The 23674-nt window shown below is 37.7% G+C and carries 17 protein-coding genes; 14 read left to right on the top strand and 3 right to left on the bottom strand.

Annotated elements, in window-relative coordinates; translation table 11 throughout:
• Positions 1 to 314: 314 nt before the first annotated feature.
• Entirely contained in the window at positions 315 to 617 is a 303-nt protein-coding gene (locus H344_RS0109515) for a hypothetical protein (RefSeq protein ID WP_026810113.1), read from the top strand.
• A 201-nt stretch (positions 618 to 818) separates the two neighbouring features.
• Here the strand turns inward: H344_RS0109515 and H344_RS0109510 are convergent, their stop codons facing one another.
• Positions 819 to 1520 carry a LytR/AlgR family response regulator transcription factor gene (locus H344_RS0109510; protein ID WP_026810112.1) on the bottom strand — a complete coding sequence of 234 codons (702 nt, stop codon included), beginning with the start codon at positions 1518 to 1520 and terminating at the stop codon, positions 819 to 821.
• On the bottom strand, positions 1517 to 2548 hold the full coding sequence (locus H344_RS0109505; RefSeq protein WP_051254237.1) for a sensor histidine kinase: 1032 nt from the start codon (positions 2546 to 2548) through the stop codon (positions 1517 to 1519). Before H344_RS0109505 ends, H344_RS0109510 begins: the two co-directional genes overlap by 4 nt.
• 216 nt (positions 2549 to 2764) lie before the next feature.
• Here H344_RS0109505 and H344_RS0109500 point away from each other — a divergent pair, with 216 nt between their 5' ends.
• The 7 genes from H344_RS0109500 to infB all read left to right on the top strand — a co-directional run bounded on the left by H344_RS0109500 (position 2765) and on the right by infB (position 13656).
• Positions 2765 to 3196, top strand: coding sequence for a DoxX family protein (locus H344_RS0109500; protein ID WP_157378216.1), 432 nt, complete (start codon positions 2765 to 2767; stop codon positions 3194 to 3196).
• 25 nt (positions 3197 to 3221) lie between these two features.
• On the top strand, positions 3222 to 5690 hold the full coding sequence (locus H344_RS0109495; RefSeq protein ID WP_026810109.1) for an outer membrane beta-barrel family protein: 2469 nt from the start codon (positions 3222 to 3224) through the stop codon (positions 5688 to 5690).
• 258 nt (positions 5691 to 5948) lie between these two features.
• Entirely contained in the window at positions 5949 to 6758 is an 810-nt protein-coding gene (locus H344_RS0109490; RefSeq protein ID WP_026810108.1) for an amidohydrolase family protein, read from the top strand.
• Positions 6759 to 6952: 194 nt separating this feature from the next.
• The gene (locus H344_RS0109485) at positions 6953 to 8575 is read left to right on the top strand and encodes a beta-N-acetylhexosaminidase (RefSeq protein ID WP_026810107.1); all 1623 of its coding nucleotides are present in this window, start codon (positions 6953 to 6955) and stop codon (positions 8573 to 8575) included.
• A 429-nt stretch (positions 8576 to 9004) separates the two neighbouring features.
• A complete protein-coding gene (gene rimP, locus H344_RS0109480) occupies positions 9005 to 9466 on the top strand; it encodes a ribosome assembly cofactor RimP (RefSeq protein ID WP_026810106.1) in 462 nt (153 codons plus the stop codon).
• 12 nt (positions 9467 to 9478) lie between these two features.
• A complete protein-coding gene (gene nusA / locus H344_RS0109475) occupies positions 9479 to 10711 on the top strand; it encodes a transcription termination factor NusA (protein WP_026810105.1) in 1233 nt (410 codons plus the stop codon).
• Positions 10712 to 10755: 44 nt separating this feature from the next.
• Positions 10756 to 13656: a translation initiation factor IF-2 gene (infB, locus tag H344_RS0109470; RefSeq protein ID WP_026810104.1), complete on the top strand. Its 2901-nt coding sequence runs from the start codon at positions 10756 to 10758 to the stop codon at positions 13654 to 13656.
• A gap of 750 nt (positions 13657 to 14406) precedes the next feature.
• Here infB and H344_RS0109460 read toward each other — a convergent pair.
• Positions 14407 to 14778: an SPOR domain-containing protein gene (locus tag H344_RS0109460; RefSeq protein ID WP_026810102.1), complete on the bottom strand. Its 372-nt coding sequence runs from the start codon at positions 14776 to 14778 to the stop codon at positions 14407 to 14409.
• Positions 14779 to 15007: 229 nt separating this feature from the next.
• Here H344_RS0109460 and H344_RS0109455 point away from each other — a divergent pair, with 229 nt between their 5' ends.
• From H344_RS0109455 to H344_RS0109430, 6 genes are read left to right on the top strand one after another with little or no spacing between them, the layout of a single operon-like run.
• Positions 15008 to 16342 (top strand): c-type cytochrome, encoded by a 1335-nt coding sequence (locus H344_RS0109455; protein WP_026810101.1) that lies wholly within the window; start codon positions 15008 to 15010, stop codon positions 16340 to 16342.
• A gap of 36 nt (positions 16343 to 16378) precedes the next feature.
• The gene (locus H344_RS0109450; RefSeq protein WP_026810100.1) at positions 16379 to 19480 is read left to right on the top strand and encodes a TAT-variant-translocated molybdopterin oxidoreductase; all 3102 of its coding nucleotides are present in this window, start codon (positions 16379 to 16381) and stop codon (positions 19478 to 19480) included.
• Between the two features lie 36 nt (positions 19481 to 19516).
• Complete coding sequence (gene nrfD / locus H344_RS19970; RefSeq protein WP_084148763.1) at positions 19517 to 21265, top strand: NrfD/PsrC family molybdoenzyme membrane anchor subunit; 1749 nt, start codon at positions 19517 to 19519, stop codon at positions 21263 to 21265.
• A gap of 4 nt (positions 21266 to 21269) precedes the next feature.
• The gene (locus H344_RS0109440; protein WP_026810099.1) at positions 21270 to 21791 is read left to right on the top strand and encodes a DUF3341 domain-containing protein; all 522 of its coding nucleotides are present in this window, start codon (positions 21270 to 21272) and stop codon (positions 21789 to 21791) included.
• A gap of 11 nt (positions 21792 to 21802) precedes the next feature.
• A complete protein-coding gene (locus tag H344_RS0109435) occupies positions 21803 to 22363 on the top strand; it encodes a c-type cytochrome (protein ID WP_026810098.1) in 561 nt (186 codons plus the stop codon).
• A gap of 18 nt (positions 22364 to 22381) precedes the next feature.
• Positions 22382 to 23665, top strand: a complete 1284-nt coding sequence (locus tag H344_RS0109430; RefSeq protein ID WP_026810097.1) for a hypothetical protein — start codon at positions 22382 to 22384, stop codon at positions 23663 to 23665.
• Positions 23666 to 23674 lie beyond the last annotated feature (9 nt).

Raw genomic sequence — 23674 nt, 5'->3', positions numbered from 1 at the left:
GTTCTGTTCCGTAAAATAAAAGTGAAGTTCTTCTCCTTTAATCTCGTGCTTCTTTAAATCAAAATAGGTGACAAGCACTTCGGGAAGCAATAAATTGGCTATGGATGATAGTGAATCTGAGAGCATACGTGTTTTTGCTCCAAAGTTCTTTTATTTTTGGTTACTCCACAACTTTTTGTGTTGAGCCATTCTCGGTAGTGTGCTTTTTATTTGAAATCTTTATAACTCTCCCCTTTACCTAATAATAAAATCCTATCTTTAGTAATGTGTTAAATTTTGGAACACATTTTAGACATGTACTAAGAGTATTTTATATGAGCTTAACTCAAAAACAAATTCGGTATACTGATAAGTGGTTAAATAGGTGGACTAAAATAAGAGAGAGTAAACTGAAATATGTTTTTACTCGGGGTATCTTAATTTATGCATTGCCTTTTTCTATCGTGATGATTTTCTTTAAGCTTTATGATAACAGATTTTACTTTAGTGAGGGGATGTTGATTTATCTTTTGGTTGGATTCTTCGCAGTGTCGGTCTTTGGGGTTCTGTTGGCTTTATATGAATTTAATGCGAAAGACAAGAAGTATTTAAGGCTAAAAGAAAAACCTTTGTTGTAATGCCTTAGGGTAAAAAAGAAACTTGAACGTTATTGGCTTCTAAGAATTGTAAATTTAATTCAAAAGTTTTGCGGTTTGTCGCTTAACTGGGGAAACAATGTTGCCATGCTCACTGTTTGTTGTAGGTTTAATAATGATTCTCAACAGACAAATACTTTCCAATTGCTACATTCTAGCTCCTGTCGTAGAGATTTAAATTGCTCATTTCATAAACCGCTCTGTAAAACTATTTTTAAACGCCCTGCCAATAGGGGCAGCCTTGTTATCTTCAAGAAATACTTGATTGCTAGAAACTTTCACGATTTTACAGGTGTTAATAATATACGATTTGTGGATGCGCATAAACTTCTCTTTGGATAGGTATTCCTCCCAATACCGCAAAGATTCTGAAGAAAGTAGCTTTTTATCTTTTAGGTGTATTTCTGTATAATCGGAATCGGATACGATATATATGATATCGCCTGTCTTAACACGGATATGGTCATAACCACTTTTTATATATACCTCGTTAAAAGAGTCGCCTTGTTCTAGTTCTGATTTTGCTTTAGTTGTATCTCCTGTCTTTTTTACCTTAGATATGGCTTTAATAAAACGTTGAAAAGAAAAGGGTTTCAAGAGGTAGTCAACTACATTCAGATCGTAACTTTCCAAAGCATAATCTTGAAAAGCTGTAGTAAGTATAACCTGTGGTGGATTGGTTAAGGTCTTTAGAAAATCAATTCCCGATAATTTTGGAAGGTGAATGTCTAAAAATATCAGGTCTATTTCTTCTGAATTCAAGATTTGCATAGCTTCAAGTGCATCGGTAAATGTGCCCACTAAATTAAGCGACCCTAAATCTTCTATATACTTTTTCAATATACGTTGCGCAGGCAATTGGTCTTCTATTATGATGCAATTCATTGTTCTTGGGTTTTACTTAAATCTATAGTTAAGGAAACTATATAGTTATCATTTTCGGTTTTGATATCCAAATTATGAGAATTTGGATAAATTAATGTTAACCGTTTTCTAACATTATCCAATCCAATGCCGTTATCTAAATTTTTGGTGTTGCTCTGTTCTAAATAGTTGTTGATGCAGGTGAAATGTAATATTCCGTTGCTATCTACTGCAGTATCTATTGCTATCGTAATATTATTGGTTTGGCTAGAGGAGCTGTGCTTAAACGCATTTTCAATAAATACAGTGAGTATTAAAGGTGCTATTCGATAATTGGAGGGTATGTGGCCAATTTTAAAACTTACCTCACCGCGACCCTTGATCTGAAGCTTACTTAAATTAACGTAGTTTTTTATGTGTTCAATTTCCTTTTTAAGCGAAACAAAACTGGCTCTCCCCTCGTAAAGCATATAACGGAGTGCATCCGAAAGCTCTAAAATGATCTCTGGTGTCTTTGGTGATTGTTCCACGGCATATGAATACAGGTTATTCATGTTATTGAATAAAAAGTGTGGGTTTATTTGGGATTTAAGAAATTGTAATTCACTTTCCTTTACCGAGTTTCTCAATTCTAAGACTTCCCGTTGTTTAATTAATGCGTCCCAGGCAAATTTAAAGCCTACTAATATTGTTATAGTTGGCATAGTACTCAATAAATTATAGAAAACACCTAAGAATTTTTTGCCACGCGTATCCGGATAAAAAATTTGCTCCAAAAAAGCTTCTTCTACAAAAATGACGATGGCGACAACCAAGGTTGTGTAGACGGTAAATTCTAAATAACGGTTTTTATAGAGGTATCGCGGTAGTAAAGCATAATTAATAATAAGTGCTGCTAGAGCATAATTAAGAAAGAAGAAAACCTTGTGGAATTCTATCCCTGGTAGGCGTCTATCAAAAGCAAAAAATATGAACACCACGATATTGAGTACCACTTGGAAGCTCAACTCTTTTGCGTTTAAATACGATGTTGGCATTTTAAAATTCATACCATAAAAGTAAATATTTTATTAAGGTACTAGTTTAAAAAAATGATCATCAACTTTCTTAATACCGTAAACGACAACTTTACACTTGTAATCTGACCTATGCATTTTAGGGTGTAAATTCTGTCGTTTGCGGGAAGATATTTTTATGAAGACTGTTGTTGCGCTTCCTTTGTGTCATCAAAATAAATAAAAAAAGTTTAATCATAATTTATAAACATGGCAACAATTAAAAATTTAGCAAACACTACTTTCAATGATTTAGGGCTACTAGTATTGAGGTTGTTTTTGGGTTTATCAATGTTTTTTGCTCACGGTATCGGTAAGTGGGGGAGGCTATTTAGCGGTGAAGAAATTCACTTTAGAGATCCTTTGGGTGTTGGAGAATCAACTTCTTTGGCTTTGGCAGTTTTTGCAGAAGTTATCTGTAGTTTATTATTAGCCTTCGGTTTATTAACACGATGGGCATTAGTACCGCTTATTACAACAATGGTAGTAGCAGCATTTATAGTTCATGCTTCAGATGGTTTTGGAGGTATGGAGAAAGCCTTGCTCTTTGGAGCTAGTTACATTGCATTATTTCTTACCGGCCCTGGGAAATATTCTATTGATAGTCTTTTAAGAAATAGGAAAGCAGTAGTTAATCAATAGAAATTTGAACAAGTAAAGCCAGGTTATGAAAAAGTATATTTTCCTTATTTTAGTATGTGTTTCATTTGTTTCTTTTGGTCAGAGTTCAAATCGAGATTCAGATGTAGTTACCATATCCGGAAAGATAGTTGAAGAATCTACAAATGCACCCCTAGAGTATGCTACAGTGGCATTTACAAACAATAAGGGAGAAATTGTAACTGGTGGAATCACAGATTTAGATGGAAATTATTCCATTAAAGTGCCAGCTGGGGTGTATAATATAAACTTTGAGTTTATAGGTTTTAGTACCAAGAAAATTGAGAACCAGAATCTTATAATGGATACTACTTTGCCATTAGTAAGGTTACATGAAGACATGCAGGCTCTTGATGAAGTGGTAATTCGTGCAGAAACTACCGAAGTTCAAGTAAGGTTAGATAAGAAGATTTATAACATTGGTAAAGACCTTACTACTAGCGGTGCAAATGTTGGTGATGCATTGGCAAACGTGCCCTCCGTTACGGTAGATATAGATGGTGCAATAGCCTTAAGGGGAAATGAAAACGTAAGGATATTAATTAATGGTAAGCCTTCAGCGATTGCAGGATTTGGCTCTACAGATGCCTTGCGTGCACTGCCAGCGGACGCCATAGACCGTGTAGAGGTGATTACCTCGCCATCTGCTCGTTATGATGCAGAAGGAACTGCGGGTATACTAAATATTATATTGCGTAAAGAAAAAACGTTAGGTTTAAATGGGTCTATTCAAACCAACATAGGCTCTCCTGCTAGTGGTAGTGTAAGTGGGAATATTAATTTGCGAACAGATAAATTCAATATTTTCAATACCACCGGATGGCGATATAGAGAATCTCCGGGTAGGGCCATTTTTAAAAACCAATACCTATCTAGTAATATTGAAAATCCATTAGTAGTAGAAACTAGGGATGGCGATCGAATAGGACGAAATTTTAATACTAATTTGGGGATAGAATATTTTATATCTGATAAAACTTTTGTTACAGCATCCGCTTTTTATTCAAAAGGTAGTGATGATGATGAAACTGTAAATAACGCTACTGAGTATGATGAGCTAAATGATATAGCTATTAAAAGAAGTAGGATAGAGTATGAAGATGAAGCCGATAGAAACTTTCAATTTGCCTTAAATTATATTACAAAGTTCGATGATGCCGGTCACGAATTAAAGGCAGATCTTCAGTATGAAAATAGAAAGGAATCAGAAACTTCTCGTATTGACGAAAGCAACACTTTTCCTGATTTTGAAGAATTGCCATCTGAGTTTATTACAACGGATGAGAATCAAAAAGAATATCTTGCTCAAATTGATTATGTACGTCCAATAGGTGAAAATGCGCAATTTGAAGCCGGTTATCGCGGTAACTTTAGAGAAACAGGAACAGATTATAAGCTTACAGAACAAAGGGTGGCAGAGGGGCCTTTTTTCCGAAATGATAGCTTGTCTAATATCTTTAACTACCAAGAAAAAGTAAATGCATTATATGCGCAATATGGAAATAAATATGGTAAATTTTCTATATTGGCTGGTTTGCGTTTCGAGCATACCCAATTGAAGGGGGAGGTAGATGCAGAAAACATTGAAGCTAATGGAGATGAGGCGCTTAATATTAATTTCAATAAGTCTTACTCCGGATTTTTCCCTACCTTAAATCTAACCTATGAAATTAATGATCGAGAGAATATTACCTTGGGGTATAATCGAAGAATAAATAGGCCTAGAGGTCGTTGGATAAACCCTTTTCCCTCGCGTTCTAGTGAGGCAAATATCTTTCAAGGGAATACTAATTTAGATCCAGCTTTTGCAAGTGCTTTTGATCTTGGTTATCTAAAGCGTTGGGGAAAACTTACCTTAACCACTTCTGTTTATTATCAATATGAAACAGATGCTTTTGAGCGAATCCAGGAAGATACAGGTAATGAAACTCCTAATGGAATTCCAATTATTAGAATGCTTCCAGTGAATTTAAGTACCAACGAACGTGTTGGTTTTGAAGCTGGTGTATTGTATAATCCTGCTAAATGGTTGCGGTTGAACGGAAGTTTTAATTTCTTTCGATTTAATACCGAAGGTGAATTTAATGGTGTAGATTATGGCGCAAAAAACACCAGTTATTTTGCAAGAGGAAGTGCTAAGGTTTCCTTGCCTTATAGTATAGATTGGCAAACCAACGCTTTTTATCGTGGACCATCTAACAATGCGCAGACCGAAACTGAAGGGATATTGTCGGTTGACCTTGCATTGAGTAAGGATATATTTAATGATAATGCAACCATTGGGTTTAGTATAAGCGACGTATTTAATACGCGAAAAAGAAACTCTCTTACAGCAACAAATACCTTTATAAGTGAGAGTGAATTTCAAAGACGTCCACGTTCATTCAACTTGGCTTTTACTTATAGATTTAATCAGCAAAAGAAAACAAGGCAACAAGAAAACCGTAATAATGATGATGGTGATGATGAATTTTAAATCCTTCGTTGTCACGTGAGAAGTTTAAACCCTTTTGGGTAATAGTATGGTATAAGAGTGAATAGGTTGAGGTTGTTCCTTGATAGGAGTAGACTTCGGCCTATTTTTTTTAAAGGATGAATTCTATAGGTAATACAGTTATATGGCATCCTTCATCTAATTAGATTAACTTATATTGACTATTTTTAATTAGAATATGGCTGCTTCGGTGGCTTTTACCTTTTTAATAGTAATAATCCAACCTTAAGCAAAGTACCTATGATTATAGATGTCCATACTCATATTAATAATTACCACGAAGATAGGGTGACCTCATTAGAAGCTAGTCTTAATCTCTTAAAAGAGAGTATGAAAGCTAATAGCGTGGATTATTCCTTGGTGCTTACCTCCTATAAAGTAAATGAACATAGGCCTAGTACTAGGCAGGTGGTAGAAGCAATTAAAGGGTATAAGAATTTAGGGGTTATTTCTGGAATAAGTTATTTGAATTATAACTATAAAGATATCTGTGAAATAGCGAAATATTTGGAGGAGGGGCATATTAAAGGATTAAAATTCTATCCCGGATACGAACCTTTTTATCCTAATGACGCTAGGCTTAAGGTATGGTACGAAATGGCAATTGAATTTGACGTTCCTGTAATGTTTCATTCTGGGGATACCTATTCTCCTACGGGTAAGGTGAAGTATTCTCACCCTCTGCATTTAGACGATTTGGCGGTAGATTATCCAGATCTTAAAATAGTAATCTGCCATGTTGGTAATCCATGGATAAAGGATTGTATGGAGGTGGTATATAAGAATGATAACGTTTATGCCGATATTTCTGGGCTTGTATTAGGGGATTTTTCGGATAAGTTTGAGCGTTATATGAAAAAGGAAATCGAAGAGATGATTACCTATGCCGGTGATCCTAAATACTTATTGTACGGTACAGATTGGCCATTGTGTAATATGAAATCGTATTTAAAGTTTATGGATCAATTGGAACTGGCGGACGATAAGAAAGAGTTGATTTTTTGGAAAAATGCTGCCCAGCTTTTTAAATTAGATGTAGATAGTCTTTAGTTTAATTTACGCTTTTGTGTCTGCGGTAATAAGTGATTCTAGTTTTGGAAGAATGAAAAAGGTTGATACTGGTCAAGTAGCGGATTTCTTCTATTTTAAAGGCGGTTACTCTGGCAAACTAAAATCATTTACTACTTTTGTGTAATAGTCACAGGCGTAAATGACCTTGCCATTAATGTATTTATTTTAGTTTAATGAAGAACAATATTCTTACTATCATCATCCTACAAGCGCTTTTATTAACGGGGTTGGTTTCTTGTGCTCCCGAAGAGAGAAAAGAGAGGGCTGATGCTGTTTTGTCGATTATTCCGCAACCTAATAAAATAACGGTTTACGAAGGTGTATTTCGTTTAAGTGCAAGTACACAATTGGTGTTTAATTCTGAAGAGCAGCATAAGATAGCTGATTATTTTGCGCGCGAATTGCAAAAGAAATATGGAATTTCTTTGCAGACAGGTGGTGTTGAGGTGGCGGAAAATAAGATAGTGTTGGAGCATTCAGACGTCTTAGCGTCAGAAGCTTATGAGTTAAAGGTGAATAGTGAGGAGATATCCATAAGTGCTTCTTCTGAAGCGGGTTATTTTTATGCGTTTCAGACGCTTTTGCAAATGGCTCCGGTCTTGACAAAGGAATCAGCAGTTTTAGAAATTGATCAGGTGTCTATAATAGATCAGCCTAGGTTTCCATGGAGAGGAGCTATGTTAGATATATCACGCCATTATTTTGGTCCTGATGTTATAAAGCAGTTGATAGATCAGATGGCTGCGAAAAAAATGAATCGTTTGCACTTGCATCTCACTGATGATACTGGTTGGAGAATAGAGATAAAAGAGTATCCTAAGTTGCATGAAATTGGTTCTAGAGGTGATAGGACTAATCCAGATGGGCCTCAGATGTATCTTACCGAGGAGGATGCTAGGGGGATTACAGCCTATGCTAATGAAAGGCAAATTATTATAGTTCCAGAAGTGGATGTCCCTGGGCATTCGGGTGCTATAGAAAAAGCGTACCCTGCTTTTAGTGGAGGAAACAACACTTTGAATATTGCTAATGAAGATGCGGTTAAAATGATTCAGACTGTAATGCTGCGGGTGGCATCTCTTTTTAATACTAATTATGTGCATTTTGGTAGTGATGAGGTGAGGCATCATAATTGGGAGGCTAGGCCAGATATGTTAGCAAAAATGAAAGAGTTGGGGCTTAAAAATCAGCGGGAATTTGAGGGGTGGTTTGATCGCAATATGGCAGATTACCTATTAGAATCTGAGCTAAAGCCAATAGCATGGGATGAAGCCTCTGGTTTTGGGGTAAATAAGAATGCTATTTTGCAGTGGTGGCGAGGAGAGTACCCAGATATATTGTTTAATGCAGCGAAAGATGGCTATAATGTAATTCTTTCTCCTGTAGATTATCTCTATCTAGATTATACTAGTGATTTAGAAGAGGCAGGTGCAATTTGGGAAGGATTGCATAATGGGGCAAACTCCATGGAAGCTATCTATCATTGGAGTCCAATCCCAGAAAGTTTCACAGATGATATGGTTGCTAAGGTGCTTGGTTTGGAGGCTGGAATTTGGACGGAATTTATTTCCGACAAAACCAGGTTAGAGTATATGACGTACCCTAGACTTGATGCTGTGGCGGAAAAAGCTTGGTCATTTGAGGAGAATTTAGATTGGGAGTTGTTTCAGGAAAGACTTATTAAGCAGTATAAGCGCTATGAGAATGACGGTGTTAATTATCGTATTCCCAACCTAAGCGTAGAAGAGCGAAAAGTTAGACAGCCAGAAGCGTTTAATGGTCCTATTTTGGATTAATGCTAAGAAGGTTAAAGGAGTTAGGGTGTAACTGTGGACTTTTTATTTCGAGAATTTGGGAAGTAATTTTAATGCCAATTAATAAATGCTGCAACACAGTAGAGTCTAAGGATTTTGCAATTTTTTAATATCAGAAATATGAATAGCTATTAGAGTGTGTAGTAAATGCATAAGCAGTTAGAATTCAGGTATCTTTTTTAGAATAAATGATTTAGGTTGTTGCGGAATATAAAAAAATTGTATATTTGCAGAGCTGAAAGAATATTTCGTATTCATGAGGGGACAATTTGTCCCCTCTTTTATTACTGATATTTTGGATGGATGGTTTTTTAGACCGGTTTAAATAAGTTTTAGCAGTCTCCAATTACGGCGGATATTACCAAAAGTGTATTGCTTATATTGGCAGAAGCTATCGCTAAGAGAGAAATTATGTTGAAGGAAAAAGTAACTACACTTTTAGAGTCGGCCTTAGAGGAAAATAAATCACTTTTTTTGTTGGATTTTTCAATAGGTGCAGATAATAAGATAAAGGTCGTCTTAGATGGTGATCATGGAGTAACGCTACAAGATTGTATAAACGTTAGCAGGGCTATAGAACATAACCTAGATAGGGAAGAGGAAGACTTTTCCTTGGAAGTGGCATCAGCCGGTGCAGCATCACCCCTTAAAATCCCCAGGCAGTATAAAAAGAATGTTGGAAGGAAGTTGGAGGTGAAAACCCAAGATGAAGAGTTGGAGGGTAAGTTGACGGAAGTCACGGAAGACAGTATTACCTTGGAGTGGAAGGTTAGAGAGCCTAAACCCGTGGGTAAAGGGAAAATTACCGTTCAGAAAAAGCGAGAAATCGCATATTCTGATATTAAAGAAGCTAAAGTTGTATTAAAATTCTAATTGTAGGTCAAAATGGAAAATATTGCGCTAATCGAATCTTTCTCGGAATTTAAAGATGATAAATTCATAGACAGGGTAACGCTAATGGCGATTTTGGAAGATGTGTTTAGAAACGCATTGAAGAAAAAATTTGGTTCTGATGATAATTTTGATATTATTATAAATCCGGACAAGGGAGATTTAGAGATATGGAGAAATAGGGTGGTGGTTCTTGATGGTGAGGTTGAAGATCCTAATGAAGAAATTTCTCTATCAGAAGCTCGTAAAATAGAACCCGATTTTGAGGTTGGGGAAGATGTGTCCGAGGAAGTGAAATTAATAGACTTGGGAAGAAGAGCAATTTTGGCGCTAAGACAAAATCTTATTTCTAAGATCCACGAGCATGATAATACAACTATTTACAAACAGTTTAAGGATCTTGAAGGTGAGATTTATACTGCTGAAGTGCACCATATCAGACATAAGGCTATTATACTTTTGGATGATGAAGGAAATGAGATTATCTTGCCAAAAGATAAGCAGATACCATCAGACTTTTTTAGGAAAGGAGATAATGTAAGAGGGATAATAGAAAGTGTAGAGCTTAAAGGTAATAAGCCAACTATTATCATGTCTAGAACTTCTCCGTTGTTCTTGGAGCAGTTGTTCTTCCAGGAAATTCCCGAAGTGTATGATGGATTAATTACCATTAAGAAAGCAGTTAGAATTCCTGGTGATAAAGCGAAGGTAGCTGTAGATTCTTATGATGATCGTATAGATCCTGTAGGAGCTTGTGTTGGAATGAAAGGTTCTAGGATTCACGGAATTGTACGTGAACTTGGAAATGAAAATATAGATGTTATCAATTGGACCAGTAATCCACAACTTTTAGTTACTAGGGCGTTAAGTCCGGCAAGGGTTTCATCGGTTAAATTGAATGATGAGAAAATGACAGCTCAAGTATTTCTTAGGCCTGAGGAAGTTTCAAAGGCTATTGGTAGAGGTGGTCATAATATTAGGTTGGCTGGTCAATTAACTGGCTATGAGATAGATGTATTCCGTGAAGGGGTGGAAGAAGATGTAGAGCTTACCGAGTTTTCTGATGAAATTGAAGCTTGGGTAATAGAGGAGTTCAAGAGAATCGGGATGGATACTGCAAGAAGTGTTTTAGAGCAGGAAGTTGGAGATTTGATTAAAAGGACCGATTTAGAAGAAGAGACAATTTTAGAAGTTGTCCGTATTCTAAAAGAGGAATTAGAAGATTAAACTATATATTAGCAATAAATTACAAGAATAGGAATTAAATATTTATGGCAGAGAATGCAACTATAAGGCTTAATAAAGTCCTAAGAGAACTTAATATTTCATTGGACCGTGCGGTAGATTTTCTCGGTTCCAAGGGGCATAATATTGATGCTAGGCCTACTACCAAGATATCCAACGAGGTATATCGAGTTCTATTGGATGAATTCCAGACGGATATGAGCAAGAAAGTTGCGTCCAAAGAAGTTGGGGAAGAGAAGCGAAAGGAGAAGGAGGCCTTGCGATTACAGTTAGAAAAAGAGCAAGAAGAGAAGAGACTCGCTAGGGAGAAAAGGGCGGAAAGAGAGAGTGTTATTAAGGCTAAAGCTGATCTCCCAGGGTTGAAGACCGTGGGTAAGATTAACTTGGATTCAGGGGCAAAAGAAGCTGACAAAGCTGCTGAAAAAGCACCTGAGAAAGAGCCAGAAGTGAAAGCTGAAAAGCCAGCTGAGAAGGCACCAGAAAAAGTGGTTGAACAACCAAAAGTTGAGGCCGATAAAAAAGAAGTACCTCCTAAAAAGGAAGAGGCTCCTAAAAAGGTTGAAGAACCTAAAAAAGAGCCTAAGAAAGAAGTGGCTTCTAAAAAAGACGCAGCTCCTAAAAAGGTAGAGAAACCTGCAGTTAAGGAAGCGCCAGTAGCTAAGAAAGAAGAGCCTAAGGTAGAAAAGCCTAAGGAGGTAGCTCCTGCAAAACAAGAGGATAAAAAGCCAGCTGAAGGAGAATCTGCACCAGAAAGTGAAGTGATTCAGACGCAATATCAGAAGCTTTCAGGTCCTAAGATTATGGGAGATAAGATAGATCTTACCAAGTTCGAAAGACCGAAGAAGAAAAAAGAGACTGCTAAATCTGGTGAGGCTGGAGATAAGAGAAAGAGACGTAAAAGAATTGTTGCTAAACCAGGAACGGATACAAGGCGCTCACCCGCTGCCGGAAGAGGTAGAGGAGCAGCTGCTAAAAAAGGTTCAGGGCAACGTTTTAATGCACCAGTTAAGGCCGAGCCTACTGAAGAAGATGTGCAAAAACAAGTGCGTGAGACCTTAGAAAAACTTCAAGGTAAATCTAGGAAGGGTAGAACCGCGGCTAGATATAGAAGAGATAAAAGGGAGCAACACCGTCAGCAAACAGAGAAAGATCTGGAGCAACAAGAATTGGATAGCAAAATCCTTAAGGTTACAGAGTTTGTGACCGCTAGTGAGATGGCTACCATGATGAATGTTCCTACTACAAAGGTGATTTCTGCTTGTATGTCCTTGGGTATCATGGTTACCATGAATCAACGATTGGATGCGGAAACCTTATCTATTGTTGCAGATGAATTTGGATATGAGGTAGAATTTGTAACTGCAGATCTAGAGGAGACTATAGAAGAAGAGGTGGATGCGCCAGAAGATTTGGAGCCAAGAGCACCAATTGTTACTGTAATGGGGCATGTGGATCACGGAAAAACATCTTTATTAGATTATATTAGAAAAGAAAATGTTATTGCTGGTGAGAGTGGGGGGATTACCCAGCACATCGGAGCTTATGCGGTAACATTAGAGAATAAGCAAAAGATTTCGTTTTTAGATACACCGGGTCACGAGGCCTTTACGGCAATGCGTGCACGTGGTGCTCAAGTAACGGATATCGCAATTATAGTTATTGCTGCCGATGATGCTATAATGCCACAAACGAAAGAGGCTATTAGTCATGCTCAAGCGGCAGGAGTGCCAATTGTTTTTGCTATAAACAAAGTGGATAAGCCAACAGCTAACCCTGAGAAAATTAAAGATGGACTTGCTCAGATGAACCTGTTAGTAGAAGATTGGGGAGGTAAAATACAATCTCAAGAAATTTCTGCTAAAACAGGAGCTGGGATAAAAGAATTATTGGAAAAGGTGTTGTTGGAAGCAGAGCTTTTAGAATTAAAAGCGAATCCAAATAGATTGGCCTCTGGTACAGTAGTAGAAGCCTTCTTAGATAAAGGTAGAGGATATGTGTCTACAGTTCTTGTGCAGACAGGTACTCTTAAGATTGGTGATTATGTGCTTGCTGGTACTTGTAGTGGTAAGATTAAAGCTATGCAAGATGAGCGAGGTAATTTGGTGACAGAGGTAGGTCCTTCTAGGCCAATCTCAATCCTTGGTTTAGATGGAGCGCCACAGGCAGGTGATAAATTTAATGTGCTTGAGGATGAGCGTGAAGCTAAGCAAATTGCTACTAAACGATCTCAATTGCAAAGAGAGCAGTCTGTTAGGACGCAGCGTCATATTACTTTGGATGAAATTGGAAGAAGAATTGCCCTTGGTGAGTTTAAGGAGCTTAACATTATCCTTAAAGGGGATGTGGATGGTTCTGTTGAGGCATTAACGGATTCCTTCCAGAATTTATCTACTGACGAGATTCAAGTAAATATTATTTATAAAGCCGTAGGTGCTATTACGGAGTCCGATGTGTTGCTGGCTTCTGCTTCAGATGCTATTATCATTGGATTTAATGTAAGGCCAATGGGTAATGCTAGAGTGTTAGCAGATAAGGAAGAGATTGATATTAGGATGTACTCTATTATCTATGATGCAATAGATGATCTTAAAGATGCAATGGAAGGTATGCTTTCTCCAGAGATGAAGGAAGAGATTACTGGTACTGCGGAAATAAGAGAGACTTTCAAAATCTCTAAAGTCGGAACCATTGCTGGTTGTATGGTGACTAACGGTAAAATCTTTAGAAATTCTAATATTAGATTAATTAGAGATGGAGTGGTTATTTATACTGGTGAACTAGCATCTCTTAAGAGGTTTAAGGATGATGTTAGAGAGGTTTCTAAAGGATATGACTGTGGATTACAGATTAAGAATTACAATGATATCCAAGAGTTAGATATAGTAGAAGCATTCCAGGAAGTTGCAGTTAAGAAGAAACTGAAATAGACGGATTTGCTTAGAATATAATAAACCCCGAGGCTCATTAATTTGAGGTTCGGGGTTTTTTTATGAGGTCATTTTAATACTCTTTTTGTTTTGATGCATGAATTAAGTAGGGTTGTTTCTAATCGATTATAAAGGGTTGCTAATTGTTCTATCTAATGTGAAGGGCTTAGTTAATTAGGGTTATGTGTAAACCTAATTTTATATGGATTTTAGGGTTTCTTCTCCCCATAATACGTCTTCATTTTCTTAAGAGAGCTTATTTGTTCTAAATGAATTTTAGCGGTATTCATATCTTTTATTATTCAATATTGCAGCGGAAAGGTGGGTATTAGGCAGTGAAAAAATTAAAGGGTGGTTTAAGTGCTATTTCTCTTTTATTTGTTTTAACAATGGCATCTCTGACTAACGTGCTAATTAGTGTTTTCTGCAACTGAGTATGCTTATATTCCTCAAATAGTCCTTGCCACTTTATTAGATGTCCTTCAAAAAAAATACCTTGGAAGGGATGTTTTTTTTGTAATTGGATAAGCATGGGAAATGACAATATATTGTTCGGATAGCTAGTAAAGGGTAGTGGGTGTTTGTGAATTGTATCTTTAGTATGGCAGCTTATGACTAATAAGCAACTTGTCTAGAGTGGGTAATTAGGTAGTTGTAGAAAATCTAGAAATAAGGACTTATTCTTGTTGTTTTGACTGTAGGGAAGGTGATATTCCTTTTAAGGAAGAGGGGTGAAAATAAAAAAACGACCTAATTGGTCGTTTTTTCTGGTTTTAAGAGCATTGCGCTCGGATATTTTTGCCTGACCTCTATAAGTTTTCTTTCTCCTTCTAATAGTGTTCTGAAGTTGCCAATCCTAACGCGGTAACTTGGAGATTCGAAATCTATTTTTGTGGGCCAATCAGGAAAGTCTAGATCTACCTTTGCTTTTAAATTCTGAGCCTCTTGGTGCGATCCAAACCCTACTTGAATACGGTAGTAGTTAGTGTTTTCGTTAATATCCTTATAGATATTCAGTAATTGAGTGATTTTATTGTCTTGCTGAATATTGACATTGCCTTGCTGAGCAGAACAGATTATCGCGGAAAAGGCTATAACTATAAATAAACAAGTGTTTTTCATATGATTTAATATTACATAATTATTGCTTTGCAAAGGTAATTTATTAAGAATCAACCTAAAGATTTTATTGTTATTTAGAACGGGTATAAATTAGTCGTTATGGTGTCCTTAACATTTCCCAAATAAAGTCTATTGTGTATTTTTGCTTCCAAATTGAGCGAGGGTTAGAAACTTCAATTAATAATGGAGTAAATACCGTGCCAAACTTTTGATAGAAATATTAATTAATATGAAAAAGGTTCCATACCGCAATCTAATTTCTAAGGTTTTAGGTGTCAGTCTGATAGGTTTACTGCTGATTTCAAATTCACTTTTTGCGCAAGAGGCTGCGGAGGTCTCCGCAGGTGAAGCTGATGCCGCTAAGGGCAAGCAATTGTTTAATCAGGATTGTGCGGCTTGTCACTCCTTGACGAGAAAAATGACCGGTCCGCCATTGGCAGGGGTTGGTGAAAAGTATGACAGGGATTGGTTGTATAAGTGGATTAGAAATAGCTCTGCTCTAATTAAAGCTGGAGATCCAGATGCTGTGAAGGTCTACAATGAGTATAATCAAGCGATGATGACTCCGTTCCCAATGTTGTCTGATGAGGATATCGATAATATTTTGGCGTATACCGATGCTCCGCCAGCGGAACCTGCTGCAGGAGCAGGAGCTGCAGCGGCTGCTGCAGGTGCTGCCGGAGGGAATGCTGGTTCTGGTATTTCTAATGAGATAATTCTTGGTGGTTTAATTGCCATTTTAGCATTGTTGGTGATGATGTTGGTTTTGGTAAATGTAACCTTAAGAAGGATTGCTAAGGCTAGTGGTGTTGAGTTAGATAAAGAGGGAGAGAAAAAACTGCCGTTATGGAAAGCTTTTGCTAAGAATCAGTTCTTAGTTATAGTTTTCGTTATAGTTCTTTTCCTGGGTGGTGCATACCACGCTTATGGTTGGATGATGCAATTAGGTGTAGATCAGGGGTACGCTCCAATTCAGCCAATTCATTACTCGCATAAGATACATGCCGGAGATAACGAAATTGAGTGTAAATATTGTCACTCTTCTGCTAGAGTTTCTAAGACTGCAGGGATTCCTTCTTTAAATCTTTGTATGAATTGTCATGAGTCTATCTATGAATATACTGGCGGACCTGACGGACCTAGTCAAGAAGATCTTGCTAATGGATATACAAATGAGTTTTATACTGGAGAGATTAAGAAGTTGTATGATGCTGTAGGATGGGATGAGGAGAATCAGCGATATACTGGTGAGACCAAGCCGGTAGAGTGGGTAAGAGTTCATAATCTTCCTGATTTCGCTTACTTTAATCACTCGCAGCACGTTTCAGTTGCTGGTGTTGAATGTCAGACTTGTCACGGTCCTGTTGAGGAGATGGAGATTATGGAGCAGCATTCTCCTTTAACAATGGGTTGGTGTATAGATTGTCACAGGCAGACAGATGTTAAAATAGAAGGTAATGCATATTATGAGAAGATTCATGCGGAGCTTTCTGAAAAGTATGGGGTTGAGAAGCTTACTGCTGCCCAGATGGGTGGATTAGAATGTGGTAAGTGTCACTATTAAACAAGCTATTTACAAGTTAATTTCAGATATATCAATATGTCATCAAATAAAAAATATTGGAAAAGTGAGGCGGAGTTAAATCCGAACGATTCCATGGTTGAGACGCTAAGACAGAATGAGTTTACTCAGGAAATTCCGGTGGATGAATTTCTTGGTGATAAGGAAACATTAGCTTCTACGTCTACCAACAGGAGGGATTTTCTTAAGTATGTAGGGTTTAGTACCGCAGCTGCATCCTTAGCCGCGTGCGAGGGTCCGGTGATAAAATCGATTCCCTATGTGGTCAAGCCGGATGAAATCATTCCTGGGGTGGCTAATTTTTATGCGACTACTATAGCTGATGGATACGATTTTGCTAGTGTTTTAGTAAAAACACGTGAAGGTCGTCCTATCAAAATAGAAAATAACTTGGATGCTAAGGTGAATGGTACTGCCAATGCGCGTGTTAATGCTTCGGTATTAACGATGTATGATAGTACTCGTTTGCAAGGTCCTTTGTTTAATGGGGAGCAGGTGGATTGGAGTGATGTTGATGATGCGGTTATAGCTAAATTGAACTCCTTAAAGGGGTCTTCTAAAAAGATAGCTCTTCTTACACAAACTTATGCAAGTCCATCTACTTCAAGGTTGATTGCTGAATTTAAGGAGGTTTACGGGAATGTAGATTATGTGACATATGATGCTATTTCTGAAGATGCTGCTTTAACTGCTTTTGAAGCCAAGTATGGTGAAAGAGCGTTAGCAGATTACGATTTTGAAAAAGCAGACTTAATTGTTTCTTTCGCAGCTGATTTCCTTGGGGATTGGCAAGGTGGAGGTTATGATGGAGGATACTCTAAAGGGCGTATACCTAAAAATGGTAAAATGTCTAGGCATGTTCAGTTAGAGGCTAATATGTCATTATCTGGTGCTAATGCTGATAAGAGAGTTCCTTTAACGCCAGCTCAGCAAAAAGTTGCCTTAGCATACTTTTACGGCAAGTTGAGTGGTGCTTCAGTAAGTAGTGGAAATCTTCCAGAAAGTGCAAAAACTGCCTTAGATGCTGTTGCATCTCAGGTGTTGAAAAATAAAACTAACTCGGTAGTTGTATCGGGTATAGACGATGTTAATGCGCAGGCTGTTGTTCTTGCTATTAACGAAATGTTGGGGAGTAAGGCATTTGATCCTTCAGCTCCTAAGTATGTAAGGCAAGGGAATAAAGCTGCTCTTAGTGCGCTTATTTCCGATATGAAAGCTGGTAAGGTTGGTGCGTTACTTATGGATGGGGTGAACCCTGCATATACGCTTGCTAATGCAGCCGAGTTTGTAGAGGCCTTGCAGAATGTAGATTTATCTTTGGCTTTCTCCGCAAGCGTTACCGATACTACAGAATCCGTTCAGTATGTAGGGGCTTCTAATCACTATTTAGAGTCTTGGGGAGATACTCAAATTAAAAAAGGATATTACGGTTTAATGCAGCCTACCATTAAGCAATTGTTTGATACTAGGCAGTTTCAGACTGCTTTGCTAAAATGGATGGGTAAAGATGTTTCTTATTACGATTACATAAGAGAAACTTGGGATAATGGAATATTAGGTGGTTCTGACTGGAATCAAGCATTGCACGACGGGGTTTTTGTTGCTAAGAATGAAGTGGTTATAGGTTCTGAGGATGTTGAAGGTGAGGCTGTGAAGTCGGTTTCAATCGCATCAGCCTTATCTAGTTTGTCTAAGGCAGCTTCAGAAGGTATGGAGCTTACCCTTTATCCAAAAACTGGAATGGGTGATGGTCAGCAGGCTGGTAACCCATGGTTGCAAGAATTCCCTGATCCTTTAACAAGGGTTTCTTGGGATAACTATGTTACCGTTTCTAAAGCAGATGCTGAAAGCTTAGGTTTAATTAATGATTATTCTGCAGACGGAGGATTAAATGGAAGTTATGTTACTCTTAATGTTGATGGAACTTCATTAGAAGGTGTGCCTGTAATCATACAGCCTGGTCAGGCTCCTGGTTCTATAGGGCTTGCCTTTGGATATGGGAAGACTGTTGGTATGAAGAGTGAAATGCAGACAGGAGTTAATGCTTATGTGTTGTATAAAAACTTGTCTAACGTTCAGAATGTAACTATAGAGAAGGCTTCGGGAAAACATCAGTTTGCAAGTGTGCAGTTGCATAGGACTTTAATGGGTAGGGGCGATATTATTAAAGAAACTACCTTAGAGATATTTAATACTAAAGATGCTAAGGAATGGAATCCTAAACCAGTAGTATCTTTAGATCACCAGGAAGTTCCTGCTACAAGTGTAGATTTATGGGATAGTTTTGATCGCTCTATAGGGCATCACTTTAACTTGTCTATAGACTTGAATGCTTGTACTGGTTGTGGGGCGTGTGTAATTGCATGTCACGCAGAAAACAACGTTCCTGTAGTAGGGAAATCAGAAGTGAGGAAATCTAGAGATATGCATTGGTTGCGTATTGATAGGTACTATTCTTCAGAAGATACTTTCGCTGAGGACATTACTAAGAAAGAAGAGTTTGACGGACTGTTTGGAGATAAAGGTTCTTTAGGTGGATTTGGTGAATTGGAAGATCCATCTGCAAACCCACAAGTAGTCTTCCAGCCAGTAATGTGTCAGCACTGTAACCATGCGCCTTGTGAAACAGTTTGTCCAGTAGCGGCAACATCACACGGACGTCAAGGCCAGAACCATATGGCATATAATAGATGTGTTGGTACCAGGTATTGTGCAAACAACTGTCCGTATAAGGTGAGAAGGTTTAACTGGTTCTTGTATAGTGATAATGATGAGTTTGATTATCACATGAACAACGATTTAGGTAAGATGGTTATTAACCCTGATGTTACTGTAAGGTCAAGAGGGGTTATGGAGAAGTGTTCTATGTGTATTCAGAAGACGCAGAAGACTATCTTAGATGCTAAGCGTGATGGTCGCGAAATTAAGGATGGAGAGTTCCAGACTGCATGTTCAGCGGCTTGTGGTAACGGTGCAATGGTGTTTGGGGATGTTAATGATAAGGAGAGTAAAGTTTCCGAGTTGAAGGAAAGTGACCGTATGTATCATCTTCTAGAATATATTGGGACAAGACCAAATGTTTTTTATCACACTAAAGTGAGGAATACAGAAGAAGCTTAATCAAATAATAAAAGGAACGTAACTATATATTAAATTATGGCGTCGCATTACGAAGCACCTATACGAAAACCCTTAGTACTTGGAGATAAGAGTTACCATGATGTAACAATGGACATCGCTGCTCCGGTAGAGGGAAAAGCCAATAAGCATTGGTGGATTGTATTTTCCATTGCATTGGTAGCATTTCTCTGGGGGGTTGGATGTATCATCTACACGATATCTACTGGTATCGGTACCTGGGGATTAAATAAAACAATAGGCTGGGCCTGGGATATTACCAACTTTGTTTGGTGGGTAGGTATCGGGCATGCCGGTACGCTGATCTCTGCAGTACTATTGTTATTTAGACAAAAATGGAGAATGGCTATTAACCGTTCTGCGGAAGCGATGACCATCTTCTCTGTTATGCAGGCGGGTCTTTTCCCATTAATTCACATGGGGCGTCCATGGTTGGCTTATTGGGTGTTGCCTATTCCTAACCAATTTGGTTCCTTATGGGTAAACTTTAACTCGCCACTACTTTGGGATGTATTCGCAATTTCTACTTACTTATCAGTATCCTTAGTGTTCTGGTGGACAGGTTTATTGCCAGATTTTGCGATGATCAGAGACCGTGCTGTTAAACCTTTCCAAAAGAAAATTTATAGCTTATTAAGTTTCGGTTGGACAGGTCGTGCTAAGGATTGGCAAAGATTTGAAGAGGTTCACTTAGTATTGGCAGGTTTAGCTACGCCTTTAGTACTTTCTGTGCATACTATTGTATCGTTTGACTTTGCTACTTCTATTGTGCCAGGTTGGCATACCACTATTTTCCCACCGTACTTTGTTGCTGGGGCTATCTTCTCTGGATTCGCAATGGTGAATACCTTGTTAATCATTATGAGAAAAGTAAGTGGATTAGAAGACTACATTACCGTACAGCATATAGAATTGATGAACATTGTAATTATGTTGACAGGTTCTATTGTAGGTTGTGCTTATATTACGGAGTTGTTTATTGCATGGTATTCTGGAGTAGAATACGAGCAGTACGCTTTCTTAAATAGAGCTACCGGACCGTACTGGTGGGCTTACTGGGCAATGATGACCTGTAACGTGTTCTCTCCACAGTTTATGTGGTTTAAGAAATTAAGAACTAGTATTATGTTCTCTTTCTTTATATCTATTGTGGTGAACATAGGTATGTGGTTCGAAAGATTTGTAATTATTGCTACGTCTTTACATAGGGATTATATGCCATCTGCTTGGACTATGTTCTCTCCAACATTCGTAGATATTGGAACATTTGTTGGAACAATAGGTTTCTTCTTTGTGTTGTTTTTACTTTACTCAAGAACGTTCCCTGTGATTGCACAGGCGGAAGTAAAAACCATCTTGAAATCTTCAGGAGATAGGTATAAAAAATTAAGAGATGCTGGAAAGCCTTTATACCAAATTTCTACTGTTAAACCATTGGTATCTGAGAAAAAGCCCATTACGGACAACGTAATAATGGGTGAGGCTACACCTCTTAAAGACAATAAAACTGGTGTCTCTGAATTGTTGAATGCGGTGGGAACATTTGATCCTATTACTCAACAGGCGGATGATCTTAAAAAGATTAAAGGTATAGGGCCTCAAATGGAAGCTAGCCTTAATCAAATTGGGATCTATACATTTGAACAAGTAGCGCGTATGACTGATAAGGAGTATGACTTATTAGATGCTATTACAGAATTGTTCCCAGGTAGGGCACAAAGAGATGATTGGGCAGGACAAGCAAAGATTTTAAACAATAAGAAATAATTATATGGCGTCTAAAGTTATACATGCGTTTTATGATGATGACGATGTGCTAATGCATGCTGTTAAAAAGGTGAAAACGGCCAAGCATCATATAGAAGAAATATATTGCCCATTTCCCGTACACGGGTTAGACAAGGCAATGGGATTAGCACCAACTAGATTAGCAATTACCTCATTTTTATATGGGTGTGTAGGTCTAGCAATTGCAATTGCAATGATGAATTACATAATGATTGAGGATTGGCCTCAAGATATAGGAGGAAAGCCTAGTTTTAGTTTTGTTGAAAACATGCCGGCTTTTATTCCGATTATGTTTGAGCTAACTGTTTTCTTTGCAGCTCACCTTATGGTAATCACTTTCTACTTAAGAAGTAAATTGTGGCCTTTTAAAGAAGCTGAGAATCCAGATGTAAGAACAACAGACGATCATTTCCTAATGGAAATAGAAATTCATAACAACGAAAAAGAACTTATGGATTTGTTGTTAGATACAGGAGCAGTCGAAATTAATATTACAGAAAAGTAGTCATAGAAATTATGAATAATTTTAGCAAAATAGGGATTGTACTTGGTTTGGTATTATTAGTTGCTTCATGTGCTAATAACCGTAATAGAAATTTCGAGTTTATGCCCGATATGTACAAATCCGTGGGTTATGAAACATACCAACAAGTAGATTTCCTTCCAGATGGTAGTTCTGCGGGTCTGCCAGCAGATAATACTATAGCAAGAGGTTGGATTCCTTATGGGATAGAGAATACAATTGAAGGCAAAGAGCAGTCAAGAGTTAACCCAAGTCCATTAGATTCTTTAAATAGAGAAGAGAACCTACAGAAAGGTAAAGAGCTTTATGCTATCTATTGTTCCCTTTGCCATGGCGATAAGGGTGATGGTCAAGGTAATTTGGTAAAAAGAGAAAAAATACTTGGAGTGCCAAGTTATGCTGATGTTGCTAGGAACGTAACGGTAGGGTCTACCTATCATGTTATTTACTATGGCCTTAACTCCATGGGTTCTTATGCTGGGCAGCTAGATATAAAAGAGCGCTGGCAAGTAGCTGAATACGTAATGACCTTGAAAGAAGATTTAACAAAATAAGATCTAGATATTAGCAATATGTATACTTTTTCAAATAGATTAAAAATTGCTTCCTTCATCCTAATGGCTGTGGGCGTATTGGGAATTGGCATCGGTTTTATGACTGCACCAAGTACAGTGGAAGATGCAAAAGCAATGGTTGCATCCCATAACGATGGACACGGAGATGCGCATGTGGTAGCACAGGCTCATGACCCTTCACATGATGTGCATTTATTACATCAATTACAAAATAAACCTTGGGCCGCATTATATGTGGCAGCTCTTTTCTTTATGATGATTGCTCTAGGTGCATTAGCATTTTATGCAATACAGCGAGCAGCCCAAGCGGGATGGTCCCCATTACTGTTTAGGGTAATGGAAGGGATAACCGCCTACCTGGTTCCTGGAGGGATAATTGTATTTATAATTTTAGTGCTGTCCGTAGCGCACCTGAACCACCTATTTGTATGGATGGATCCAGAGGTGGTAGCAAATGACGCATTAATACAAGCAAAGTCTGGCTATCTTAACGGACCGTTCTTTTTAATTAGAGCAGCAATTTTCTTGGCTGGATGGATTCTGTATAGAGAATACTCAAGAAAATTATCTCTTGCACAGGATGAAGCGAATGACGATAAAAACTTTAAACTAAACTTTAGAATCTCAGCGGGATTCTTAGTGTTCTACCTTATTACAGAATCCATGATGTCTTGGGATTGGATAATGAGTGTAGACCCTCACTGGTTTAGTACCCTTTTTGGATGGTATATTTTTGCAGGTATGTTTGTTACTGGAATTACGGTAATAGCCCTGGTAACTGTTTACTTAAAATCTAAAGGATATTTAAAGGATGTAAACGATAGCCATATCCATGATTTAGCGAAGTTTATGTTCGGGATTAGTATCTTTTGGGCTTACCTTTGGTTCTCTCAATTCATGCTTATTTGGTATGCAAACATACCAGAGGAGGTAACGTATTTCGTTACTAGAATCTCAGATTATAGACTTCCATTTTTGGGAATGGTAGCGATTAACTTTTTATTCCCATTGCTACTCTTAATGAATAGCGACTTTAAAAGGGTCAACTGGTTCGTTGTAATGACAGGGATCGTTATTTTAGTAGGACATTATATGAATGTTTATGTGGCTATAATGCCTGCAACAGTAGGTGATCAGTGGTCTATAGGTATTCCAGAAATTTCTTCGGTATTGTTCTTTACGGGCTTGTTTATATTCGTGGTATTTAGGTCACTTACAAAAGCGCCTTTACAACCAAAACGAAATCCGTTTATCGAGGAAAGTAAACATTTTCACTATTAGTTTTTAAAT

Source organism: Arenibacter latericius DSM 15913, from assembly GCF_000424985.1.
GTDB classification, from domain to species: Bacteria; Bacteroidota; Bacteroidia; order Flavobacteriales; family Flavobacteriaceae; genus Arenibacter; species Arenibacter latericius.
This window is presented reverse-complemented; position numbering and strand designations above follow the sequence as displayed.

What these genes read in the sequence shown, in the direction of transcription:
- H344_RS0109515 (WP_026810113.1), top strand. Translation starts at nt 315, where the DNA reads ATGAGCTTAACTCAAAAACAAATTCGGTATACTGATAAGTGGTTAAAT.
- H344_RS0109510 (WP_026810112.1), bottom strand. Translation starts at nt 1,520, where the DNA reads ATGAATTGCATCATAATAGAAGACCAATTGCCTGCGCAACGTATATTG.
- H344_RS0109505 (WP_051254237.1), bottom strand. Translation starts at nt 2,548, where the DNA reads ATGAATTTTAAAATGCCAACATCGTATTTAAACGCAAAAGAGTTGAGC.
- H344_RS0109500 (WP_157378216.1), top strand. Translation starts at nt 2,765, where the DNA reads ATGGCAACAATTAAAAATTTAGCAAACACTACTTTCAATGATTTAGGG.
- H344_RS0109495 (WP_026810109.1), top strand. Translation starts at nt 3,222, where the DNA reads ATGAAAAAGTATATTTTCCTTATTTTAGTATGTGTTTCATTTGTTTCT.
- H344_RS0109490 (WP_026810108.1), top strand. Translation starts at nt 5,949, where the DNA reads ATGATTATAGATGTCCATACTCATATTAATAATTACCACGAAGATAGG.
- H344_RS0109485 (WP_026810107.1), top strand. Translation starts at nt 6,953, where the DNA reads ATGAAGAACAATATTCTTACTATCATCATCCTACAAGCGCTTTTATTA.
- rimP (WP_026810106.1), top strand. Translation starts at nt 9,005, where the DNA reads ATGTTGAAGGAAAAAGTAACTACACTTTTAGAGTCGGCCTTAGAGGAA.
- nusA (WP_026810105.1), top strand. Translation starts at nt 9,479, where the DNA reads ATGGAAAATATTGCGCTAATCGAATCTTTCTCGGAATTTAAAGATGAT.
- infB (WP_026810104.1), top strand. Translation starts at nt 10,756, where the DNA reads ATGGCAGAGAATGCAACTATAAGGCTTAATAAAGTCCTAAGAGAACTT.
- H344_RS0109460 (WP_026810102.1), bottom strand. Translation starts at nt 14,778, where the DNA reads ATGAAAAACACTTGTTTATTTATAGTTATAGCCTTTTCCGCGATAATC.
- H344_RS0109455 (WP_026810101.1), top strand. Translation starts at nt 15,008, where the DNA reads ATGAAAAAGGTTCCATACCGCAATCTAATTTCTAAGGTTTTAGGTGTC.
- H344_RS0109450 (WP_026810100.1), top strand. Translation starts at nt 16,379, where the DNA reads ATGTCATCAAATAAAAAATATTGGAAAAGTGAGGCGGAGTTAAATCCG.
- nrfD (WP_084148763.1), top strand. Translation starts at nt 19,517, where the DNA reads ATGGCGTCGCATTACGAAGCACCTATACGAAAACCCTTAGTACTTGGA.
- H344_RS0109440 (WP_026810099.1), top strand. Translation starts at nt 21,270, where the DNA reads ATGGCGTCTAAAGTTATACATGCGTTTTATGATGATGACGATGTGCTA.
- H344_RS0109435 (WP_026810098.1), top strand. Translation starts at nt 21,803, where the DNA reads ATGAATAATTTTAGCAAAATAGGGATTGTACTTGGTTTGGTATTATTA.
- H344_RS0109430 (WP_026810097.1), top strand. Translation starts at nt 22,382, where the DNA reads ATGTATACTTTTTCAAATAGATTAAAAATTGCTTCCTTCATCCTAATG.